The sequence below is a fragment of the Bacillus sp. FSL H7-0578 genome (assembly GCF_038630855.1).
Lineage (GTDB): Bacteria > Bacillota > Bacilli > Bacillales > Bacillaceae > Bacillus > Bacillus safensis.
This window is the reverse complement of sequence record NZ_CP152045.1, coordinates 113,659-136,073: the sequence shown is the minus strand read 5'-3', so window position 1 is coordinate 136,073 and position 22,415 is coordinate 113,659. Positions and strand designations below refer to the sequence as shown.

22 protein-coding genes and 2 other annotated features are annotated in these 22,415 nt (G+C 42.2%); all 22 genes read right to left on the bottom strand.

Translation table 11 applies throughout. The features are described from left to right. Positions 1–62: 62 nt before the first annotated feature. Positions 63–2,141, bottom strand: coding sequence for an elongation factor G (gene fusA / locus MHB41_RS00715; RefSeq protein ID WP_024425594.1), 2,079 nt, complete (start codon positions 2,139–2,141; stop codon positions 63–65). A 54-nt stretch (positions 2,142–2,195) separates the two neighbouring features. Then, complete coding sequence (rpsG, locus tag MHB41_RS00710; protein WP_003216884.1) at positions 2,196–2,666, bottom strand: 30S ribosomal protein S7; 471 nt, start codon at positions 2,664–2,666, stop codon at positions 2,196–2,198. A 121-nt stretch (positions 2,667–2,787) separates the two neighbouring features. After that, positions 2,788–3,207: a 30S ribosomal protein S12 gene (rpsL, locus tag MHB41_RS00705; RefSeq protein WP_003216962.1), complete on the bottom strand. Its 420-nt coding sequence runs from the start codon at positions 3,205–3,207 to the stop codon at positions 2,788–2,790. Between the two features lie 113 nt (positions 3,208–3,320). Further along, positions 3,321–3,569 carry a 50S ribosomal protein L7ae-like protein gene (locus MHB41_RS00700; RefSeq protein WP_024425593.1) on the bottom strand — a complete coding sequence of 83 codons (249 nt, stop codon included), beginning with the start codon at positions 3,567–3,569 and terminating at the stop codon, positions 3,321–3,323. 145 nt (positions 3,570–3,714) lie between these two features. Further along, positions 3,715–7,314 carry a DNA-directed RNA polymerase subunit beta' gene (gene rpoC, locus MHB41_RS00695; RefSeq protein ID WP_034283894.1) on the bottom strand — a complete coding sequence of 1,200 codons (3,600 nt, stop codon included), beginning with the start codon at positions 7,312–7,314 and terminating at the stop codon, positions 3,715–3,717. A gap of 61 nt (positions 7,315–7,375) precedes the next feature. Continuing rightward, positions 7,376–10,957 (bottom strand): DNA-directed RNA polymerase subunit beta, encoded by a 3,582-nt coding sequence (gene rpoB, locus MHB41_RS00690; RefSeq protein ID WP_024425866.1) that lies wholly within the window; start codon positions 10,955–10,957, stop codon positions 7,376–7,378. 255 nt (positions 10,958–11,212) lie between these two features. Continuing rightward, the gene (locus MHB41_RS00685) at positions 11,213–11,818 is read right to left on the bottom strand and encodes a class I SAM-dependent methyltransferase (protein ID WP_034283897.1); all 606 of its coding nucleotides are present in this window, start codon (positions 11,816–11,818) and stop codon (positions 11,213–11,215) included. A gap of 96 nt (positions 11,819–11,914) precedes the next feature. Beyond that, positions 11,915–12,280, bottom strand: coding sequence for a 50S ribosomal protein L7/L12 (gene rplL, locus MHB41_RS00680; RefSeq protein ID WP_061110677.1), 366 nt, complete (start codon positions 12,278–12,280; stop codon positions 11,915–11,917). Between the two features lie 48 nt (positions 12,281–12,328). After that, on the bottom strand, positions 12,329–12,829 hold the full coding sequence (gene rplJ / locus MHB41_RS00675; RefSeq protein ID WP_024425590.1) for a 50S ribosomal protein L10: 501 nt from the start codon (positions 12,827–12,829) through the stop codon (positions 12,329–12,331). Positions 12,830–12,898: 69 nt separating this feature from the next. Then, positions 12,899–13,039 (bottom strand) — a sequence feature (ribosomal protein L10 leader region). 49 nt (positions 13,040–13,088) lie between these two features. Beyond that, positions 13,089–13,787 carry a 50S ribosomal protein L1 gene (gene rplA / locus MHB41_RS00670; RefSeq protein WP_017359164.1) on the bottom strand — a complete coding sequence of 233 codons (699 nt, stop codon included), beginning with the start codon at positions 13,785–13,787 and terminating at the stop codon, positions 13,089–13,091. Positions 13,788–13,885: 98 nt separating this feature from the next. Further along, positions 13,886–14,311, bottom strand: coding sequence for a 50S ribosomal protein L11 (rplK, locus tag MHB41_RS00665; RefSeq protein ID WP_003216956.1), 426 nt, complete (start codon positions 14,309–14,311; stop codon positions 13,886–13,888). 171 nt (positions 14,312–14,482) lie between these two features. Beyond that, positions 14,483–15,016, bottom strand: a complete 534-nt coding sequence (nusG, locus tag MHB41_RS00660) for a transcription termination/antitermination protein NusG (RefSeq protein ID WP_003217197.1) — start codon at positions 15,014–15,016, stop codon at positions 14,483–14,485. A gap of 171 nt (positions 15,017–15,187) precedes the next feature. Further along, on the bottom strand, positions 15,188–15,364 hold the full coding sequence (gene secE / locus MHB41_RS00655) for a preprotein translocase subunit SecE (protein ID WP_008345422.1): 177 nt from the start codon (positions 15,362–15,364) through the stop codon (positions 15,188–15,190). Between the two features lie 34 nt (positions 15,365–15,398). Further along, positions 15,399–15,548, bottom strand: a complete 150-nt coding sequence (gene rpmG, locus MHB41_RS00650; protein WP_008356502.1) for a 50S ribosomal protein L33 — start codon at positions 15,546–15,548, stop codon at positions 15,399–15,401. 76 nt (positions 15,549–15,624) lie between these two features. Further along, positions 15,625–16,281 carry an RNA polymerase sporulation sigma factor SigH gene (gene sigH / locus MHB41_RS00645; protein ID WP_008345424.1) on the bottom strand — a complete coding sequence of 219 codons (657 nt, stop codon included), beginning with the start codon at positions 16,279–16,281 and terminating at the stop codon, positions 15,625–15,627. Positions 16,282–16,344: 63 nt separating this feature from the next. After that, positions 16,345–16,857: a ribosome-dependent mRNA decay endonuclease Rae1/YacP gene (gene rae1, locus MHB41_RS00640; RefSeq protein WP_024425589.1), complete on the bottom strand. Its 513-nt coding sequence runs from the start codon at positions 16,855–16,857 to the stop codon at positions 16,345–16,347. Positions 16,858–16,859: 2 nt separating this feature from the next. Next, complete coding sequence (rlmB, locus tag MHB41_RS00635; protein WP_024425588.1) at positions 16,860–17,609, bottom strand: 23S rRNA (guanosine(2251)-2'-O)-methyltransferase RlmB; 750 nt, start codon at positions 17,607–17,609, stop codon at positions 16,860–16,862. Then, positions 17,593–18,024, bottom strand: coding sequence for a Mini-ribonuclease 3 (locus tag MHB41_RS00630; protein ID WP_024425587.1), 432 nt, complete (start codon positions 18,022–18,024; stop codon positions 17,593–17,595). The genes rlmB and MHB41_RS00630 overlap by 17 nt, the downstream gene beginning before the upstream one ends. Positions 18,025–18,027: 3 nt before the next feature. Next, entirely contained in the window at positions 18,028–19,428 is a 1,401-nt protein-coding gene (gene cysS / locus MHB41_RS00625; RefSeq protein ID WP_034283904.1) for a cysteine--tRNA ligase, read from the bottom strand. After that, a complete protein-coding gene (gene cysE / locus MHB41_RS00620; RefSeq protein WP_034283914.1) occupies positions 19,425–20,078 on the bottom strand; it encodes a serine O-acetyltransferase in 654 nt (217 codons plus the stop codon). The genes cysS and cysE overlap by 4 nt, the downstream gene beginning before the upstream one ends. A gap of 81 nt (positions 20,079–20,159) precedes the next feature. Next, positions 20,160–20,390 (bottom strand) — a binding site (T-box leader). Further along, entirely contained in the window at positions 20,390–21,841 is a 1,452-nt protein-coding gene (gene gltX, locus MHB41_RS00615; RefSeq protein WP_340899535.1) for a glutamate--tRNA ligase, read from the bottom strand. It overlaps the preceding feature by 1 nt. 94 nt (positions 21,842–21,935) lie before the next feature. Further along, positions 21,936–22,412: a 2-C-methyl-D-erythritol 2,4-cyclodiphosphate synthase gene (ispF, locus tag MHB41_RS00610; protein ID WP_003216928.1), complete on the bottom strand. Its 477-nt coding sequence runs from the start codon at positions 22,410–22,412 to the stop codon at positions 21,936–21,938. Between the last annotated feature and the right edge of the window lie 3 nt (positions 22,413–22,415).

Here is a 22,415-nt window from a genome sequence, read left to right as displayed (position 1 = left end):
GAGTTACCTCTCACTTTCTGATCTTCAATAGTAGTTATACTTTAGTTTAAAGGCAAAATCAATTATTCACCTTTATTTTTTTTGATGATTTCTTCACTGATGCTCTTAGGCACTTCTTCGTAGTGATCCATGTGCATAGTGAAAGTACCGCGTCCTTGTGTGTTAGAACGGAGTGCAGTAGCATATCCGAACATTTCAGAAAGTGGAACCATAGCGCGAACAACTTGAGCGTTACCGCGAGCTTCCATACCTTCTACACGTCCACGACGAGATGTGATATCACCCATGATGTCTCCCATGTATTCTTCAGGGATAACAACTTCCACTTTCATCATTGGCTCAAGTAGAACTGGGTTACATTTGCTGACAGCATTTTTCAATGCCATAGAAGCAGCAATTTTGAACGCCATTTCGTTAGAGTCAACATCGTGGTAAGATCCATCAAATAATTTTGCTTTGATGTCGATTAATGGGAATCCAGCTAATACACCATTTTCAAGTGAATCTTCAAGACCTGCTTGAATTGCTGGGATGTATTCACGTGGAACAACCCCACCGACGATTGCATTTTCAAATTCGAATCCTGCGCCTTCTTCGTTTGGTTCGAATTCAATCCAAACGTGTCCGAACTGACCGCGTCCACCAGACTGACGTACGAATTTACCTTCAACTTTTGCACCAGAACGGAATGTTTCACGGTACGCAACTTGAGGAGCACCTACGTTAGCTTCAACCTTGAACTCACGCTTCATACGGTCAACAATGATATCAAGGTGAAGCTCACCCATACCAGAGATGATCGTTTGACCAGTTTCAGGGTTTGTTTGTGTACGGAATGTTGGATCCTCTTCAGCTAGTTTAGCTAAAGCGATGCTCATTTTATCTTGGTCAGCCTTAGATTTAGGCTCGATAGCTACATCGATAACTGGCTCTGGGAATTCCATAGACTCAAGGATAACAAGATTTTTCTCGTCACAAAGAGTATCACCAGTAGATGTATCTTTAAGACCTACAGCTGCTGCGATATCCCCTGCATATACAGTAGAGATTTCTTCACGGCTGTTTGCGTGCATTTGAAGGATACGTCCAACGCGTTCACGCTTGTTCTTAGAAGAGTTCTTCACGTATGAACCAGAATCAAGTGTTCCAGAGTATACGCGGAAGAAAGTTAGTTTCCCAACATAAGGGTCAGTCATAACTTTAAATGCAAGAGCTGCGAATGGTGCGTCATCAGTAGACTCACGAACAACCTCTTCATTTGAATCTGGCAGGATACCTTTAATTGCAGCAACATCAGTTGGTGCAGGCAGGTAGTCAAGCACAGCGTCAAGTACAAGCTGAACACCTTTATTTTTGAAAGCAGATCCAACAAGAACTGGGTAGAATTCAACATTCAATGTTCCTTTACGGATTGCAGCTTTCAATTCAGGAATTGTGATTTCTTCACCCTCAAGGTATTTTTCCATAAGCTCTTCATCAAGCTCAGCAACAGCTTCAATTAGGCTGCTGCGAAGCTCTTCAGCTTTGTCTTTATACTCAGCAGGGATTTCTTTAGCATCAGAGCGAGTTCCAAGGTCATCTTCGTAGAAGTATGCTACGTTTTCTACAAGGTCGATGATTCCTTCGAATTGATCTTCAGCGCCGATCGGCAATTGAATTGCATGAGCGTTCGCTTGAAGACGATCTCTTAATGTGCTTACAGAGTAAAGGAAGTCCGCACCAGTTTTATCCATTTTGTTAACGAATACGATACGAGGTACTCCGTAAGTTGTTGCTTGGCGCCAAACTGTTTCAGTTTGTGGCTCTACACCTGATTGTGCATCAAGAACAGCAACCGCACCATCAAGTACACGTAAAGAACGTTCAACTTCAACAGTGAAGTCTACGTGTCCTGGTGTATCGATGATGTTTACACGGTAACCCTTCCATTGTGCTGTAGTAGCAGCAGAAGTGATTGTAATACCACGTTCTTGCTCCTGCTCCATCCAGTCCATTTGTGAAGCTCCTTCGTGAGTTTCACCAATTTTATGGATACGACCAGTGTAGTACAAGATACGCTCAGTCGTTGTCGTTTTACCGGCATCGATGTGAGCCATGATACCAATATTACGAGTTTTGTCTAAGGAGAACTCTCTTGCCATTGGGTAATTTCTCCTTCCTCATTAGGGAATAGTTTTTTTAGTTTGGTATAAATCCTACCAGCGGTAGTGAGCGAATGCTTTGTTCGCTTCTGCCATTTTGTGTGTATCTTCACGTTTCTTAACAGCAGCACCAGTGTTGTTAGCTGCGTCAAGGATTTCGTTAGCAAGACGCTCTTCCATCGTTTTTTCTCCACGAAGACGAGCATAGTTTACTAACCAGCGAAGACCTAAAGTAGTACGACGGTCTGGGCGAACTTCTACAGGAACTTGGTAGTTAGCTCCACCTACACGACGTGCTTTAACTTCAAGAACTGGCATGATGTTTTTCAAGGCTTGTTCGAAAACCTCCATCGCTTCATTACCAGTACGTTCTTTGATGATATCAAATGACTTGTAGAGGATTGTTTGTGACTTTCCTCTTTTACCGTCGATCATCATTTTGTTGATCAAACGAGATACAAGTTTAGAATTGTAAATTGGATCTGGCAATACGTCTCTTTTTGCTACAGGACCTTTACGTGGCATCTGAATAGCCTCCCTTCTCTTTTAAAAGGATTTCTATCTGTCTCTCATCTCAATATCATTGTCAGCTGCCTGACTCCACTGATCTGATATCAACTTCTAAAAACCCTTATGTTTGTTTGTATTATTTGCTTTGTTTAGGGCGTTTTGTTCCGTATTTAGAACGTCCTTGCATACGACCGTCAACTCCGGCAGTATCAAGCGCACCACGAACGATGTGGTAACGTACACCCGGTAAGTCTTTTACACGTCCGCCACGGATAAGTACTACACTGTGCTCTTGTAGGTTATGTCCGATACCAGGAATGTAAGCTGTTACCTCAATCAGGTTAGACAAACGTACACGAGCATATTTACGTAGTGCTGAGTTTGGTTTTTTCGGTGTCATTGTACCGACACGAGTACAAACCCCGCGCTTCTGTGGAGATGTTACGTTAGTGTGCTCTTTTTTGAAACTGTTGTATCCTTTGTTAAGTGCAGGTGACTTTGAGTTTTCAACTTTACTCACGCGTCCTTTGCGTATTAGCTGATTAATTGTAGGCATGTTGTTATTCCTCCCTTCATTACTTTTTTTATAACCCACATACCCAGGTGGTTCATCAAAAGGCAAAAAACAATGCTTTTGCATTTTATACATGCAAAAACAAAACAAGTACGCTATAACATAATGGCAACAGCTGCTGCCCCAACTTCAATTCCGCAGGCCTTGCCGAGCTTTTTCATGGAATCTACCACTAAGATGTCTACACCCTTCTCTTGCGCTAGTTTCAATACACTAGCGGTTAAAGCAGGATCAGCATCTTTCGCTACGACGACTTCCTTAACTGAATCTCGTTTCAGAGCTTTTACTGTTTGCTTCGTACCAATAATAATGGATTGAGCCTGTGATACTTTATCATAAGACATCGAATATCCTCCAAAGTAACAGGTTTTATTTTGAGCACCTTGGTTATATTATCATCATGGCAGAAGGATGTCAATATCGTATGACAGATTATCTTGACATCCTTCACCATTTTTTGATGATTTTATAGGAATCTCACGAGAAAGATTACTCTACAGGAACCATGTCGTCAGACGGCTGCACTTGCGAAACCGGCTTAACTTTACGGTAGTTTGGCATTCCCGTTCCAGCAGGAACAAGTTTACCGATGATAACATTCTCTTTCAAGCCAAGCAGTTCATCACGTTTTCCTTTGATCGCCGCATCTGTTAGGACACGAGTCGTTTCTTGGAAGGATGCCGCAGACAAGAATGAGTCTGTTTCAAGTGAAGCTTTTGTAATACCAAGAAGAACTGGACGGCCTGTTGCAGGACGTTTGCCTTCGAATAGTACTTTTTTGTTCGCTTCAGTGAATTGATGTACATCAAGAAGTGTGCCTGGTAATACATCTGTATCCCCTGCATCAGCGACACGCACTTTACGAAGCATTTGGCGAACCATTACCTCTACGTGCTTATCTCCGATTTCTACCCCTTGCATACGGTATACTTTTTGTACTTCATGAAGCAGATATTCTTGAACAGCTGTCATGTCAGTCACTTTAAGAAGTTCTTTCGGATCGATCGAACCTTCTGTAAGTACTTGACCACGAGTGACTGCGTCACCTTCAACAACTTTCAGACGTGCATTGTAAGGAGCTGTGTATGAGCGAGTTTCAACTTCGCCTTGAACCACAATTTCCTGCTGCTTGTCACGAACATCGTTAATTTCAGCAACGACACCATCAATTTCAGAAATTGTCGCTTGCCCTTTCGGATTACGCGCTTCAAATAGCTCTTGGATACGAGGTAAACCTTGAGTGATATCGTCTCCTGCTACCCCACCGGTGTGGAACGTACGCATTGTAAGCTGTGTTCCTGGCTCACCGATTGATTGTGCAGCGATGATTCCAACCGCTTCACCGACTTCAACGTCAGTACCAGTTGCAAGGTTACGGCCGTAGCATCGTTTACATACACCATGAGGCGTGTTACATGTAAATGCTGAACGGATCCATACTTCCTCAATTCCTGCTTCAACTACTTCAAGTGCTTTATCTTCATCAATTAGTTCGTTTTCGGCTACAATGACTTCGCCTGTTTCAGGATGAACAATTGGTTTTCTCGCAAAACGTCCGATCAGACGTTCTTCAAGTTTCTCAATAATTTCATTTCCTTCTTTAATGGACTTCGCCAAGATTCCACGGTCTGTACCGCAATCTGTTTCACGGATGATAACATCCTGTGCAACGTCAACGAGACGACGCGTGAGGTAACCTGAGTCAGCTGTTTTAAGGGCTGTATCGGCAAGACCTTTACGCGCACCGTGAGTGGAAATAAAGTATTCCAATACGGTTAAACCTTCACGGAAACTAGATTTAATCGGAAGTTCGATGATACGTCCAGCCGGGTTGGCCATCAGACCACGCATACCAGCCAGCTGAGTGAAGTTAGACGCGTTACCACGCGCTCCAGAGTCACTCATCATGTAGATTGGGTTGACTTCATCAAGGGACTTCATCAGTTTACCTTGGATGACATCTTTAGAAGAACTCCAGATTGAAATAACTCTCTCATAACGCTCTTCTTCAGTAATCAAACCACGTCTGAATTGCTTCATGACGTTATCTACTTTTGCTTGTGCTTCTTCAAGAATTTGCTGCTTATCATCTAATACGACGATATCAGACACACCAACCGTAATACCGGCTTTAGTAGAGTATCTGAAACCAAGGTTTTTCATGCGGTCAAGCATTTTAGATGTCTCAGTGATATGGAATCTCTTAAAGATTTCCGCAATGATTTTCCCTAAAATACCTTTTTTGAACGGCGCATTGATTTCTTGTTTCTCGATCGCAGCTTTTACATCCTCACCTTTTTCAAGGAAGAAACGATCAGGTGTTTTTTCTTCAATATTGCTCTTTGTCGGCTCATTCATGTATGGGAATGATTCCGGTAAGATTTCGTTAAAGATCAGTTTTCCAACTGTTGTAATCAACAATTTAGAACGCTGTTCATCAGTGAATGTCACATTCTTCAACGAGCTAGCTGCAACAGCTACACGTGTATGAAGATGCACATAACCATTTTGATAAGCTAGAAGGGCTTCGTCAGTATCTTTGAAGACCATACCTTCTCCGATAGCACCTTTGCGCTCAAGTGTAAGGTAGTAGTTACCAAGCACCATATCCTGAGATGGCGTAACAACTGGTTTTCCATCTTTCGGGTTCAAAATGTTTTGAGCAGCAAGCATTAAGATACGAGCTTCAGCTTGAGCTTCAGCAGATAATGGTACGTGAACCGCCATTTGGTCACCGTCAAAGTCAGCGTTGTAGGCTGTACATACAAGTGGATGAAGACGAATTGCGCGTCCTTCCACAAGTGTAGGTTCAAACGCTTGAATACCAAGTCTGTGAAGAGTCGGTGCACGGTTTAGTAAGACTGGATGCTCACGAATAACTGATTCTAAAACATCCCATACTTCCGGCTGCACGCGCTCAATTTTACGCTTCGCACTCTTGATGTTGTGAGCTAATCCTTTTTCAACAAGCTCCTTCATCACGAATGGTTTGAATAATTCAAGAGCCATTTCTTTCGGAAGTCCACACTGATACATTTTCAAATGTGGTCCTACGACGATAACGGAACGTCCAGAATAGTCAACACGTTTACCAAGCAAGTTTTGACGGAAACGTCCTTGTTTCCCTTTCAGCATGTGAGAAAGAGATTTCAATGGTCGATTTCCTGGTCCTGTTACTGGTCGGCCTCTACGTCCATTATCAATCAAGGCATCGACAGCTTCTTGAAGCATACGCTTCTCGTTCTGAACGATGATGCTTGGCGCGCCAAGATCTAATAAACGCTTCAGACGATTGTTACGGTTGATGACACGACGATAAAGGTCGTTCAAGTCAGAAGTAGCAAAACGTCCACCATCAAGTTGAACCATTGGACGTAATTCTGGCGGAATAACCGGAAGTACATCAAGAATCATCCAAGATGGTTTGTTTCCTGAGTTACGGAAGGCTTCTAACACTTCAAGGCGTTTGATCGCACGTGTACGTCGCTGTCCTTGAGCAGTTTTCAGCTCTTCCTTCAGTGTATCTACTTCTTTTACAAGATCGATATCTTGAAGAAGTTTGTTGATTGCTTCTGCACCCATAGCTGCTTGGAATGTATTACCGTATTTATCTAAATAAGCACGGAATTCTTTCTCAGAAAGAAGTTGTTTCTTCTCAAGCGGTGTGTTGCCCGGATCTGTCACGACGTAAGAAGCGAAGTAGATCACTTCTTCTAACGCACGTGGTGACATATCAAGAACAAGACCCATACGGCTTGGGATACCTTTGAAATACCAAATGTGGGAAACTGGGGCAGCCAGTTCGATATGCCCCATTCTCTCACGACGGACTTTTGCCCGTGTTACTTCTACACCACAACGGTCACATACAACACCCTTATACCGAACGCGTTTATACTTCCCACAATGACATTCCCAGTCTTTTTGCGGTCCGAAGATACGTTCACAAAAGAGACCATCTTTTTCAGGTTTCAGTGTACGATAGTTAATCGTTTCAGGCTTTTTCACTTCACCAAAAGACCAAGAACGGATTTTATCAGGTGATGCGAGACCGATGTTCATATACTCAAAATTGTTCACATCTAGCAAGGGGCCTACCTCCCTTTTAATCTTCGGGTTATACCCTAGTCACTTGCTCTAATCGTTTCTGCTATTCTTTTGTGACTGCGTCACGTTCAAGATCGACAGGTGCGAGGTCTGCAGCATCTTCGTCATTAGATAACGCTAATCCGTCTGCTTTCTTCGTTTCCTCATCGTCTTCTAAATCTCTCATTTCTATCTCTTCTTCATCGCCGGATAGGATTTTCACATCCATACCTAAACTTTGAAGTTCTTTGATTAACACTTTGAATGATTCAGGGACACCTGGTTCAGGTACGTTATCCCCTTTGACGATGGCTTCGTATGTTTTCACACGACCCACAACGTCATCCGATTTAACTGTTAAGATCTCTTGAAGTGTATATGCTGCACCGTAAGCTTCAAGTGCCCATACTTCCATCTCTCCGAAACGCTGACCACCAAACTGTGCTTTACCGCCAAGTGGCTGCTGCGTAACAAGTGAGTATGGTCCAGTTGAACGAGCGTGAAGTTTATCGTCAACCATGTGAGCCAGTTTGATCATGTACATGATTCCGACAGATACACGGTTGTCGAATGGTTCACCAGTTCGACCGTCATAAAGGACTGTTTTCGCATCACGGGACATACCTGCTTCTTCAAGCGTTTCCCAAACATCTTCCTCGCGCGCACCATCAAATACTGGTGACGCAATGTGGATGCCAAGGTAACGTGCAGCCATACCCATATGAAGCTCAAGTACCTGACCGATGTTCATACGAGATGGTACCCCTAGAGGGTTCAACATGATATCGATCGGTGTTCCGTCTGGAAGATAAGGCATATCTTCTTCTGGAAGGATTTTAGAGATAACCCCTTTGTTACCATGTCGTCCGGCCATTTTGTCACCTTCAGAAATCTTACGTTTCTGAACGATGTATACGCGGACTAATTGGTTTACACCTGGAGGTAATTCATCTCCATCTTCACGGTTGAAGACTTTTACATCGTGGATAATTCCTCCGCCGCCGTGTGGAACACGCAGTGACGTATCGCGAACTTCACGAGCCTTTTCACCGAAGATTGCATGTAATAGACGTTCTTCAGCTGTTAGTTCAGTTACACCTTTAGGCGTTACTTTACCTACAAGAAGGTCTCCGTCTTTTACTTCTGCACCAATACGGATGATTCCGCGCTCGTCAAGGTTGCGTAAAGCATCTTCCCCAACGTTTGGAATATCACGAGTGATTTCTTCTGGTCCAAGCTTTGTATCACGAGCTTCTGATTCATATTCTTCAATATGAATAGACGTGTAGACGTCATCTTTTACAAGGCGCTCACTCATGATGATCGCATCCTCGTAGTTGTAACCGTCCCAAGTCATGAAGCCGACCATGACGTTACGTCCTAGAGCCAATTCACCTTTTTCCATAGAAGGACCGTCTGCAAGGATTTCCCCTTTAACGACTTCATCTCCAACACTTACGATAGGACGCTGGTTGTAGCAAGTCCCTTGGTTAGAGCGGACAAATTTCAGCAGGCTGTATTTGTCTAGGTTTCCTTTGACTTGTTGTCCGTCAACGTCTTCATAACGGCGAACCCAAATATTTTTTGCTTCTACACGTTCTACAACACCTGGGTAGCGGCAGATGACAGCAGCACCAGAGTCTTTACCTGATACGTACTCCATACCTGTACCAACAATCGGTGATTCTGGCTGCATCAAAGGCACAGCCTGACGCTGCATGTTCGCTCCCATTAGAGCACGGTTAGAGTCATCGTTTTCTAAGAATGGGATACATGCTGTCGCTGCAGAAACAACCTGCTTTGGCGAAACGTCCATGTAGTCAACGCGGTTTCGAGGAACAACGGTGTTTTCCCCTCTGAAACGAGCAATGATATTATCATCGATAAACGAACCATCATCAGCTAACTGAGCGTTCGCTTGTGCTACTACGTAGTTATCCTCTTCATCAGCAGTTAAGTAATCGATTCTCGGTGTTACTTTACCAGTCTCAGGATCAACCCGGCGGTAAGGTGTTTCGATAAATCCGAAGCGATTCACTTTTGCAAATGAAGATAGAGAGTTGATCAAACCAATGTTTGGACCCTCTGGTGTTTCGATCGGACACATACGTCCATAGTGAGAGTAGTGAACGTCACGAACTTCCATTCCTGCACGCTCACGTGTCAAACCACCCGGTCCAAGCGCTGACAGACGACGTTTGTGCGTCAATTCAGCAAGCGGGTTTGTTTGATCCATGAACTGAGAAAGCTGAGAGCTACCAAAGAACTCTTTGATAGAAGCGATCACAGGACGAATGTTGATCAGCTGCTGAGGTGTGATCGTGTTTGTGTCTTGAATCGACATTCTTTCACGAACAACACGCTCCATTCTGCTTAAACCAATACGGAATTGGTTTTGCAGAAGTTCACCTACAGAACGCAGACGACGGTTACCAAGGTGGTCGATATCATCTGTGTCACCTACACCATGAAGAAGATTGAAGAAGTAACTGATTGATGCAATGATGTCAGAAGGCGTGATGTTTTTCACAGCTTCCTCTACATATGCATTTCCAATCACGTTAATCACTTGCTCGCCTTCTTGATCAGTCGGTGCATAAATCTTAATAGATTGAAGTTCTACTTCATCTTCTACTACGCCACCATTAGGATAAAGCTTTCTAAATCCGATGCCGTTTTCTAAGTATGGAAGAACTTTATCAAGAACTCTTCTGTCTAAAATTTGACCTTTTTCTGCTAGAATTTCACCTGTTTCAGGATCAACTAGCGTTTCAGCCAATTTTTGATTGAACAGTCTATTTTTAATATGAAGCTTCTTATTAATCTTGTAGCGTCCAACATTTGCTAGGTCATATCTCTTCGGATCGAAGAAGCGAGAGTCTAGCAAGCTTTTCGCATTTTCAACAGTTGGCGGCTCTCCAGGACGGAGGCGCTCGTAGATTTCGAGAAGTGCTTTATCGGCATTCTCTGTATTGTCTTTTTCCAGCGTGTTGCGTAAGTATTCATTCTCGCCAATGAGGTCAAGAATCTCTTGATCAGAGCTGAAGCCGAGAGCACGCAAAAGAACCGTAACCGGCAACTTACGTGTGCGATCGATGCGTACATAGACTACATCCTTCGCATCAGTTTCGTATTCTAACCATGCGCCACGGTTTGGAATGACAGTCGCAGTAAAACCTTTTTTACCGTTTTTGTCTACTTTACCACTGAAATATACACTTGGAGAACGCACTAACTGAGAAACGATTACACGTTCCGCACCATTAATGATAAAAGTACCTGTGTCTGTCATGATTGGGAAATCACCCATAAACACATCTTGGTCTTTTACTTCTCCAGTTTCTTTGTTAATTAAACGAACTTTTACTCTTAGTGGAGCAGAGTAAGTTACATCACGTTCTTTTGATTCTGCTACAGGATACTTAGGATCCCCTAGGCTGTAATCAATGAATTCAAGAGAAAGGTTACCAGTAAAATCCTCAATTGGGGATATATCTTGAAACATCTCTCTAAGACCCTCATCAAGAAACCACTGATAAGAAGAGGTTTGAATTTCAATGAGATTTGGTAATTCTAACACTTCGCTTATGCGTGCGTAGCTTCTGCGCTGGCGGTGTCGTCCATACTGAACTAGTTGACCTGTCAACTGATTCACCCCTCAAATCATGCGTATTATATGTGTAAAAAGTATTTCTGTCTTTCAAATGTCAGTAAAGAAATACTTTTACAAGACAAAAGAAAAAAGGGTTTCTAAAATAAGAAAACCACATCCAAAAACAAATACCGATTTTATTAGTTTTCCCAAGTATGCATAATTTATACAAAATAGTTGTTTTTTAAGCCTATCAAGCAAAATATACACATTGGCATTTTATAATGTTAACACAGCTAGGAAACTGCGTCAAACTTTTTTAGCTTTGATGATATAGTAGCCCTTTTTTTTCAGCACAACCTCGACTTCTTCAAAGAGCTGCTCTAATTTTTCAATCGCAGATGGTCCACCTTGCTTTTTCTGAATAACCACCCACAACTCACCTTCCGGCAATAAATGATCAGCACTTTTTTCAAAGATCGCATGTACAACTTTCTTCCCTGCCCGTATTGGGGGATTGGTCAGTATAGAGGCAAAAGCAGCTGAGGAATGAACATTCGAGAACAAATCACTTTGATAGATGCGGACATTATCAATGCGATTATGTTTAGCGTTTTCCTTTGAAAGTTCGACTGCTCTTTCGTTCACATCAATCATATGAATGGTACGGCTAGTCATTTCGTTTGCTAACGATAAGCCAATCGGTCCATAACCGCAACCGACATCTAAGACATCGCCATCCAAATCAGGTTCTTCGAAAGCTTCAATTAAAAGCCTTGAACCAAAGTCGACTTCTTTCTTAGAAAACACTCCACTGTCACTTGTAAAAGTAAAGGTACGGTTTCTCAAGGTGAAGTCCCATGTCTGTTTATTGCTTTTCACTGATGGCTTTTCCGTATAATAGTGGTCACTCATGGTGAATGGACCTCCTCTGGATTCAATCGTTTCAGGAGATTAGAAAAGAAAAAGCCCGCCAGTAAAAGCGAGCTTTCCCAAAAGATTAGGCGAAGATTACTTAACTTCTACAGAAGCGCCAACTTCTTCAAGCTTAGCTTTAAGTTCTTCAGCTTCTTCTTTAGCAATACCTTCTTTAAGTGGTTTTGGAGTGTTGTCAACAAGTTCTTTAGCTTCTTTCAAGCCAAGACCAGTGATTTCACGAACCACTTTGATAACTTTGATTTTTTGGTCTCCAGCACCAGAAAGTACTAGATCAAAATCAGTTTTTTCTTCAGCAGCAGCACCGCCACCAGCAGCTACAGCTACAGGAGCAGCAGCAGTTACGCCAAATTCTTCTTCGATTGCTTTTACTAAGTCGTTTAACTCAAGTACAGTTGCTTCTTTAACTGAAGCAATGATTTCTTCGATATTTAAAGCCATTTGTAATTCCTCCATTTTAAGTTTTTTTACGTAAACGTAAAGTACGCATTAAGCGCCTTGTTCTTCTTTTTGATCTGCAACTGCTTTAGTAGCAAGAGCAAGATTACGAACTGGAGCTTGAAGAACGCTAAGCAACATAGAAAGTAAGCCTTCGCGAGACGGAAGTTCCGCAAGAGCCTTCACTTCTTCTACAGTCGCTACGTTTCCTTCGATGACACCAGCTTTGATTTCTAAAGCTTCGTGGCTTTTCGCAAATTCGTTGATGATTTTCGCAGGTGCGATAACATCTTCGTTACTGAATGCGATAGCGTTTGGACCTGTTAAGAAATCGTTTAAACCCGTTAGTTCAACTTGTTCAACTGCACGGCGAGTCAAAGTGTTTTTGTAAACTTTGAATTCTACGCCAGCTTCACGAAGCTGTTTACGAAGTTCAGTCACTTCAGAAACAGAAAGACCGCGGTAATCTACAATGACAGTAGACATACTATCTTTAAATTTAGAAGTAATTTCATCAACGACAACTTTTTTAGTATCGATTGCATTGCTCATGGTTACACCTCCTGTACATTCTTTGTGTAACACTTATACCGATCAGGCCATCACGTTCCTAACGAACGGTTCTCCATATAAAAAGCCTCCATTAAGACATGGAGGCTGTATATACAAGCATACGTTAACGTAAGACTGTGACATATACACCTCGGCGGGTTATTTAAGCCATAAGGCCCCTGCTGTCTACGGTATAAATGGACATTATTCTATTTTACAACATTTTGATATTATCAAAATGGTTGTCATAAGTCAAGAATTATTTTGCAGAGAAAGAAGATGGATCCACTTTCACGCCAGGGCCCATAGTAGATGTAACAGAAACGTTTTTCACGTATACACCTTTAGCCGCTGCAGGTTTTGCTTTAAGGATTGTGTCATAGATTGTTGCAAAGTTCTCAACAAGCTTTTCGTCCTCGAAAGAAACCTTTCCGATTGGCGCGTGGATATTACCAGCTTTATCAACGCGGTATTCTACTTTACCAGCTTTGATTTCATTGATTGCTTTTTCAACTTCGAACGTTACAGTTCCTGTTTTAGGGTTTGGCATAAGACCTTTTGGTCCAAGTACACGACCGATCTTACCAACTTCACCCATCATGTCAGGTGTCGCAACGATTACATCGAATTCGAACCAGCCTTGTTGGATTTTAGTGATGTAATCAGAATCTCCAACGTAGTCTGCTCCAGCAGCTTCTGCTTCTTTTGCTTTTTCACCTTTAGCGAACACAAGAACGCGTTGAGTTTTACCAGTTCCGTTAGGAAGTACAACTGCACCGCGGATTTGTTGGTCGTTTTTACGAGGGTCTACGCCCAAACGAAAAGCAACTTCTACAGTCGCATCAAATTTAGCTGTATTTGCTTTTTTTGTAAGAGAAACAGCTTCAGCTACATCATACGCTTTAGTACGATCGATCAGCTTAGCAGCTTCTACATACTTTTTACCTTTTTTAGCCATTATAAAAATCCTCCTTATGTGGTTTTAGCGGAATAACCTCCCACGAATAAGGGTTGCGAACTTGTCAAAACCAAACTCGCAACCCAACAAGACAAAAATTAATCTTCGATGACAATACCCATACTGCGTGCAGTACCTTCAACCATGCGCATAGCTGATTCAACGCTAGCAGCGTTTAAGTCAGGCATTTTTGTTTCCGCGATTTCGCGTACTTTATCACGCTTAACAGTTGCCACTTTATTACGGTTAGGTTCACCAGAACCAGACTCAATACCAGCTGCTTTTTTAAGTAAAACTGCAGCGGGTGGAGTTTTAGTAATAAATGTAAATGAACGGTCTTCAAAAACCGAAATTTCAACAGGAATGATAAGACCAGCTTGGTCAGCTGTACGAGCGTTAAACTCCTTACAGAATCCCATGATATTAACACCGGCTTGACCTAGTGCAGGTCCAACTGGTGGAGCTGGGTTAGCTTTTCCAGCAGGAATTTGCAATTTAACAACTTTAACTACTTTTTTAGCCACGAGACACACCTCCTTAAAGTCCGTGATGTGGTAATAGGGGAATCCCCCTCCCACTCAACAACTTCATTCTTTATATGAATGACGAAATAACTAGCTAGCGATCTTGAGCGAACTCAAGACGTACCTTTGCTATATTACCACTTCTATACACTCATTTCAAGCTCTTTTGAATTACAATTTATCGATCTGCGTGAACTCAAGTTCAACAGGTGTTTCTCTACCAAACATATTAACGAATACTTTGACTTTGCTTTTATCGTAATCAATTTCTTCAATAGAGCCAGTGAAGTTAGCAAATGGTCCATCGATGACCTTAACTGTTTCTTTCAGTTCAAAGTCGATTTCTGTTTTGCGTTCTTCAAGACCCATTCTCTTCAGAATGGTTTCAGCTTCGCCTGGCAGCAGCGCAGTCGGCTTTGAGCCTGATCCAGCTGATCCAACGAATCCAGTGACACCTGGTGTATTACGAACGACATACCAAGAGTCGTCAGTCATCACGATTTCCACTAGGACATAGCCAGGGAATACTTTCTTTTTGACAACTTTTTTCTTACCATTTTTAATATCCGTTTCTTCTTCTTCTGGTACGACTACGCGGAAGATTTTATCCTGCATGCCCATTGATTCAACACGCTTTTCCAAGTTCGCTTTTACTTTGTTTTCATAGCCAGAGTACGTATGCACAACATACCAATTCTTTTCCATTTTCGTTCAGGACTATTTAGTCCTTCCCTCCCCACATTTCATAATGTCTATTTGACGAATCTCGAGTACCGGTAAATATTTTCAAGCAATTGAAAAAACCCGTAAAACGGGTTTTTTGGCAAGTCATATTATGATCTATTATAGCACGTTCAGCAGACCATTATTCAAGTATTAATGAATTAATTCGATTAATTGTGAGATTCCTATATCAAGAAAAGAGAAAAAGATGGCAAAGAATACGACTGTTAAAATAACAGTGATTGTGTAGCGGACCATTTCGTTCTTCTTTGGCCAGCTGACCTTTTTCATTTCTTTTCCGACACTTTTTAAGAAACTGATAATACGCATGTAAAAGACCTCCACAGATTAAAGAACGCAAATCTTACTTCGTTTCTAAATGTGTTTTATGTGAATTACAAGTCTTGCAATATTTCTTAACTTCTAATCTTTCAGCTGCTGAAGCAACACTTTTCATTGTCGTATAATTGCGGCTTCCGCAGTCTTTACAGGCTAGAGTAATCTTTTTCCTCATATTTACACCTATTTTCTCGACATCATTTCATTAGTACCTTATCACAGTGTCGAAAAAGCTGTCAATATAGGTTTGATTAGAGACTAATCTCGCGAAGCTCTAAATATTTCTCTAATTTTCTCTTTACTCTTTGGAGTGCGTTATCAATTGATTTCACATGACGATTTAAATCTTCAGAAATCTCTTGATAGGATCTGCCATCAAGATAAAGCACAAGTACTTTTCTTTCCAGCTCGCTTAGCAGTTCCCCCATCTTCATTTCGATATCATCAAATTCTTCTTTGCTAATAATTAAGTCTTCTGGGTTAAGCGCTTTAGCACCGGAAATGACATCCAATAATGTTCTGTCCGATTCTTCGTCGTAGATCGGCTTGTCTAATGATACATAGGAATTTAACGGGATATGTTTTTGGCGAGTAGCTGTTTTAATTGCGGTGATAATTTGGCGGGTAATACATAATTCTGCAAAAGCCTTAAATGAAGTAAGCTTGTCCTCTCTGAAATCGCGGATAGACTTATAAAGTCCGATCATTCCCTCTTGGACAATGTCCTCTCGATCCGCTCCTATCAAGAAATAAGATCTTGCTTTCGCACGTACAAAATTGCGGTATTTCGTTATTAAATAATCTAGCGCATCACTATCTCCGACATGAACCCTTTCAATGACTTGTTCATCTTCCAACTGGCAAAATTGCTCTCTGATGGACTTACCCTTGCTGTTGTTTAGATTCACTTCGATCCCCCCGACCGCACCTAGATAGAAATATTATACATTAATGGTTGAAATATCGTCAAGCTATTCCAGATTCCCGCGCCGCCATTTTTCAAACGTTTTCAATACATCTTCTGACAATTCAATCTTAGATGCTGGTTTATCAGAAGTAATCTTTTTGACCCTCGTTTCAATCTTTCGTTCTATCACTTCAATCTCTCTTAAAAGCTCACGAGCCGACTTCCGAAGAGCTCCTTGTCCAAAAATAGCCCATTGTTCCGTAAAATCTGAGGTTGCCACATGAATTTGCGTCCGGATATTATTCAAATCCTGCGCCAGCTTTTCAATCCGCTCATCCGCCGTTTCATTCTCTCTCGTAAAGATGACCTCTACTCGGTGGTTGGTCCGCTTCTTTTCAATTCCTTTGACCATATGGGCATCGAATACGACAATGACTCGATACCCTGTGTATGCTTGATATTCTGCTAAATGTTGAATCAGTACGTCTCTGGCTTCTTCAAAGCTGTTTTCCTTTAAGTGCTGCAGCTGAGGCCATGCACCTATCATGTTGTATCCATCGACTAAGAGGATATCCATCTCTATTCTCCTAACGGATAACGTTTTCGATACACTTCATACATCAATAAACCAGCGGCAACTGATGCGTTTAACGAAGTAACCTTCCCGGCCATAGGCAGTTTAATCAGAAAATCACACTTTTCCTTAATCAATCGGCCAATTCCTTTTCCCTCGCTGCCAATCACAAGAGCCAGCGGCATCGTGCCATCAAATTGTCTGTAATCCTGTTTAGCAGACGCATCTGTTCCCGCAACCCAGATTCCTCTTTCTTTCATTTCATCAAGGGCTCTTGAAAGATTGGTCACTTTTGCAACAGGAATATGCTCAATTGCTCCAGTGGATGCCTTAGCAACTGTTGTTGTTAGACCGACCGCTCTCCTTTTCGGAATGACAATCCCGTGTGCACCTACAGCATCTGCCGTTCTCATAATAGATCCTAAATTATGCGGGTCTTCAATCTCATCTAAAATCAGAAAGAAAGGCTGTTCATTCCGCTTTTCAGCGATTTGATACAGGTCGTCCAATTCTGCATATTCATATGCTGCTACTTGTGCAACGATTCCCTGGTGCTGACCTGTAACCATTTGATCAAGCTTTTTCCTCGGAACATACTGAATGGTGATATTTTGCTTTTTAGCGAGTTCAATGACCTGCTGGGCTTGTCCTTTTACAGTGTTTTCTGCCATCCAGAGCTTGTATAACTCCCGATCTGACTTCAGTGTCTCAATCACTGCATTTTTCCCAATGACATAATCATGTTGCTGACTCATTTGTCTTCCTCCCTGACGTTCCGATTTCAATCGCCTGACCAATCAGCTCTTCTAAGCGTTCGTCCTGCTTTTCGATAAATAAATAACCCATGAGCGCTTCAAACGCTGTACTATAACGATACGTTTGAACGTCTGTGTTTTTAGGCACTGTGCCTGATTTTGCGTTTCTTCCTCTTTTCAGCACCGCTTCTTCTGCTTCAGTGAAAAAGCCTTGCTGCTGAAGCGTAAATAAAATAGCAGCCTGTGATTTAGCTGAAACAATTTTGCTTGCTCGTTTGTGCAGCTCATTTGGTTTTGTCGCCCCCGTTTGGAGGAGGTGATGCCTCACATATACTTCAAAAATGGCATCACCCATATAAGCCAGCGCAAGTCCGTTCAGCTGTTTACCGTCTTTCAGCTTTTCAAAATTCAACATTGCCTATTCTCCTCTTTTCCAGCGAGTACCTTGAGGAGTGTCCTCCAACACAATATTCATGTTCTTTAATTGATCACGAATTTGATCAGATAGGGCAAAGTCACGATTTCTTCTAGCTTCATTGCGTTTTTCAATTAACGCTTCTACCTCTTCGTCAAGCGTGTGCTTTTCTTCTAATGAGAAGCCGAGAACAGACGTAATTTCTTGGAACAAGCCGATAAATGCCTTGATCACTTCCTCCGAAGTATGATCATTTTCCATATAATAATTCGCCTGTTTCGCTAATTCGAATAAAACAGAGATCGCATTTGCCGTATTGAAGTCATCATTCATTTCGGAAATAAATGTTGCACGCTGCTCTTCAATTTTTGCCAGCCATTCAGCATTGTCTTCCGTGATATTTGTGCTGCTCTCTAGACGGTGATGTAAATTCGCATACGATGTTTTGAGTCGGTTAAACGCACTCTTTGTACTTTCTAATAAATCCATTGAGTAATTAATTGGGTGGCGATAGTGCACCGACAACATAAAGAAGCGAAGCACATCAGGATCTTGTTCTTTCACAATGTCATGCACCAGCACAAAGTTGCCAAGTGATTTTGACATTTTTTCATTATCGATATTAATATACCCGTTATGCATCCAATACTTCGCAAAAGGCTTCCCTGTCAAAGCCTCAGATTGGGCAATTTCATTCTCATGGTGAGGGAATGTTAAATCCTGTCCGCCAGCATGAATATCGATCGTATCACCTAAATATTTTTTGACCATTGCCGAGCATTCAATGTGCCAGCCTGGGCGTCCTTCGCCCCACGGGCTATCCCAAGAGATTTCCTGATCCTTTGCAGCCTTCCAAAGAGCAAAGTCCAGTGCATCTCGTTTCTTTTCACCTACTCGAATACGGGCACCTGTCTTCAGTTCATCAATTGATTGGTGAGAAAGCTTTCCATAACCTTCAAATGAGCGTGTGCTGTAATACACGTCGCCATCTGCTTCATAGGCGTAGCCTTTTTCAATCAATGTGGCAATAAACGCAATGATATCATCCATGTTTTCCGTCACTCGCGGGTGAAGGTCTGCTTTTTTGCAGCCGAGTGCACTGACGTCTTCGAAGTAGGCCTGGATAAACCGGTCAGCAATTGTCGGCACATCTTCTCCGAGTTCGTTGGCTGCTTTGATGAGTTTATCATCCACATCTGTAAAGTTTGATACAAAGTTCACATCGTAACCGCTGTATTCTAAATACTTACGTACAGTGTCATAAACAATAGCAGGTCTAGCATTCCCGATATGAATGTAGTTATAAACGGTTGGTCCGCACACATACATCTTGACCTTTCCTGGCTCAAGCGGGACAAATTCTTCCTTCTTACGTGTCAATGTATTATAAATATTGATTGTCATGATTGTTCTTCCTTTCTGCTCAATGAAGCCAGCTCACCTTTTAGCTTTTCCATTTCTCGTTCCAATTCTTTGAAACGATCGGAAATTGGATCTGGCAAATCTTGATGATTGAGATCACGATTGATTTTCTTTCCATTTTGAACGACGACTCGCCCAGGTATACCGACAACGGTGGAATGGTCGGGTACGTCCTTTAACACGACTGACCCTGCTCCAATCTTGGCTCCTTTTCCAACTGTAATGGAACCTAGCACCTTGGCACCTGTCGCAATGAGGGCATCGTCTAAAATGGTCGGATGCCGCTTTCCCTTTTCTTTCCCTGTTCCCCCTAATGTCACGCCTTGGAAAACAGTGACGTTGTCTCCAATTTCACATGTTTCCCCGATCACGACGCCCATGCCGTGATCAATGAAGAACCGCCTGCCAATGGTTGCCGCCGGATGAATTTCCACCCCTGTGAAAAAGCGGCTGACCTGAGAAATGATCCGCGCAATAAAATACAGCTTCCGCTTATAAAATGCGTGCGCAATACGGTGAGCCCAAATCGCATGAAGCCCTGAATAGGTTAGCACTACTTCAATATAGCTTCTAGCAGCAGGATCTTGATCAAACACAGTATCAATATCTTCTTTCAGCATTTTGAAAAACACATGCTCCCCCCGTTCTTCCCCATGAATCTCTCTTAGGACTTGCTCTCTTTTTTGGACAAATAAAAAACGCCTCTGCCATATGACAGAGACGTTTTGAAAACGCGGTTCCACTCTGTTTAGAAAGCCACTTATCTTGAAGCCTTCTCAACTTAATCCCATAACGGAGGGTACCGCCCTTGCATACTAACGTACGTGTTCCTCAAGGGTCTTGAGGGTGCATTTCCAACATCTGCCCATAAGTCTCTTTCAGCCGGTGGAGACTCTTTCTGTGATGGACGAGTACATTGTACTTCTCCCTCGCAACGATTTCCTTATATTTGTTTAATGCGGTTTAATACCGTTTCTTTACCTAGTAATTCAATACTTTGCGGAAGTTCTGGGCCATGCGTTTGTCCTGTGACAGCCACACGAATCGGCATGAATAGTTTCTTGCCTTTATGCCCTGTTTCTTTTTGTACCGCTTTAATGGCAGCCTTGATTTCATCAGGTGTGAAAGACTCAAGCTGTTCAAGATGACCTGCAAAAGATGCCATGACTTCTGGTACTTGCTCCTCTGCTAGAACTTCCTTTGCCTCTTGATTATACTCAATTTGCTCCTTAAAGAACAACTCTGTCAACTCAACAATTTCTGCTCCGTAGCTTAATTGTTCGTGATACAGAGAAATAAGCTTGCGTACCCACGTGTTTTCTTCTTCAGTCAGCTGTTCACTTACCTTGCCTGCCTTTTGAAGATGCGGAAGTGTTAGTGCCACAACCTGATCAAGATCAAGTGCTTTCACGTATTGGTTGTTCACCCATTTTAGTTTATGCATATCGAATAGAGCTGGTGACTTAGAAAGTCGGTTCACATCAAAAATGTCGATGAATTGCTCTTTTGTAAACAGTTCTTCTTCGCCTACTGGAGACCATCCAAGTAATGCAATGAAGTTAAACAGGGCTTCAGGTAAATAGCCTAAATTCTTATATTGCTCGATGAATTGAATAATCGATTCATCACGTTTACTTAATTTCTTGCGGTTCTCGTTCACAATCAGCGTCATATGTCCGAATAGGGGAACATTCCAGCCAAATGCATGAAAAATCATGATTTGTTTAGGGGTATTTGAAATATGATCCTCTCCGCGAAGAACGTGAGTCATTTTCATCAAATGATCATCCACGGCAACTGCAAAGTTATAAGTTGGCGTGCCATCTTTCTTCACAATAACAAAGTCACCAATGCCGTCTGTTTCAAATGAAATATCACCTTTGACCATGTCGTCAAATTTGATGATTTCTCCTTTTGGTACTCGGAAGCGGATGCTTGGCTCTCTTCCTTCAGCAATCAGCTCGTCCTCTTCTTCTTTTGATAAATGACTGCATTTACCAGAATACCGAGGCATTTCGCTGCGGGCGATTTGTGCTTCACGCTCTGCCTCTAGCTCTTCTGCCGTACAATAGCACTTATACGCCAAGTTCTTCTCTAGCAGCTCATCATAATATTTTTTATAAATATCATTACGCTCTGATTGTCTGTAAGGACCGTAGCCGCCATCTTTATCAATGCTCTCATCCCAATCAATACCGAGCCATTGCAGGTGGCGAAGCTGGCTTTCCTCCCCGCCCTCTACATTACGCTTTTGATCCGTATCCTCGATTCGAATAATAAATTTGCCGCCTTGGCTGCGTGCGAACAAATAGTTGAAAAGAGCCGTTCTAGCATTCCCAATATGTAAATGACCAGTTGGACTCGGTGCATAACGAACACGCACTTCATTTCCCATGAGTTTAACTTCCTTTCATCTGCATCATGTTGTCTGACACCAATTTTTTATAAACGTATTTTATCATCAAAACCCATTCTCATCAAAATGGATTTTACTTTTTCTGAAGAAGCACTGTTGCCTGAGAAGCAATTCCTTCGCCTCTTCCTGTAAATCCGAGTTTCTCTGTCGTTGTTGCTTTGACATTCACCTGTGTGACATCTGCCTCAAGCGCTTCTGCAATTTTCTCACACATTGGTTGAATGTAAGGTGCCATTTTTGGCTTTTGCGCCATGATGGTGCAGTCAATATTCACAAGTGTGTAGCCCTTTTCTTTCACAAGTGCCCACACATGCTGCAATAATTTAAAAGAATCTGCATCCTTAAACTCAGGATCTGTGTCTGGAAAATGTCTGCCGATATCTCCTTCAGCAATCGCACCCAGGCATGCATCTGCCACTGTGTGAAGCAGTACGTCAGCGTCTGAATGACCTAGCAGTCCCTTTTCATAAGGGATGGTGACCCCGCCAATAATCAGAGGTCTCCCCTCTGTTAATTGATGTACATCAAAACCTTGTCCTATTCTCAACATGAT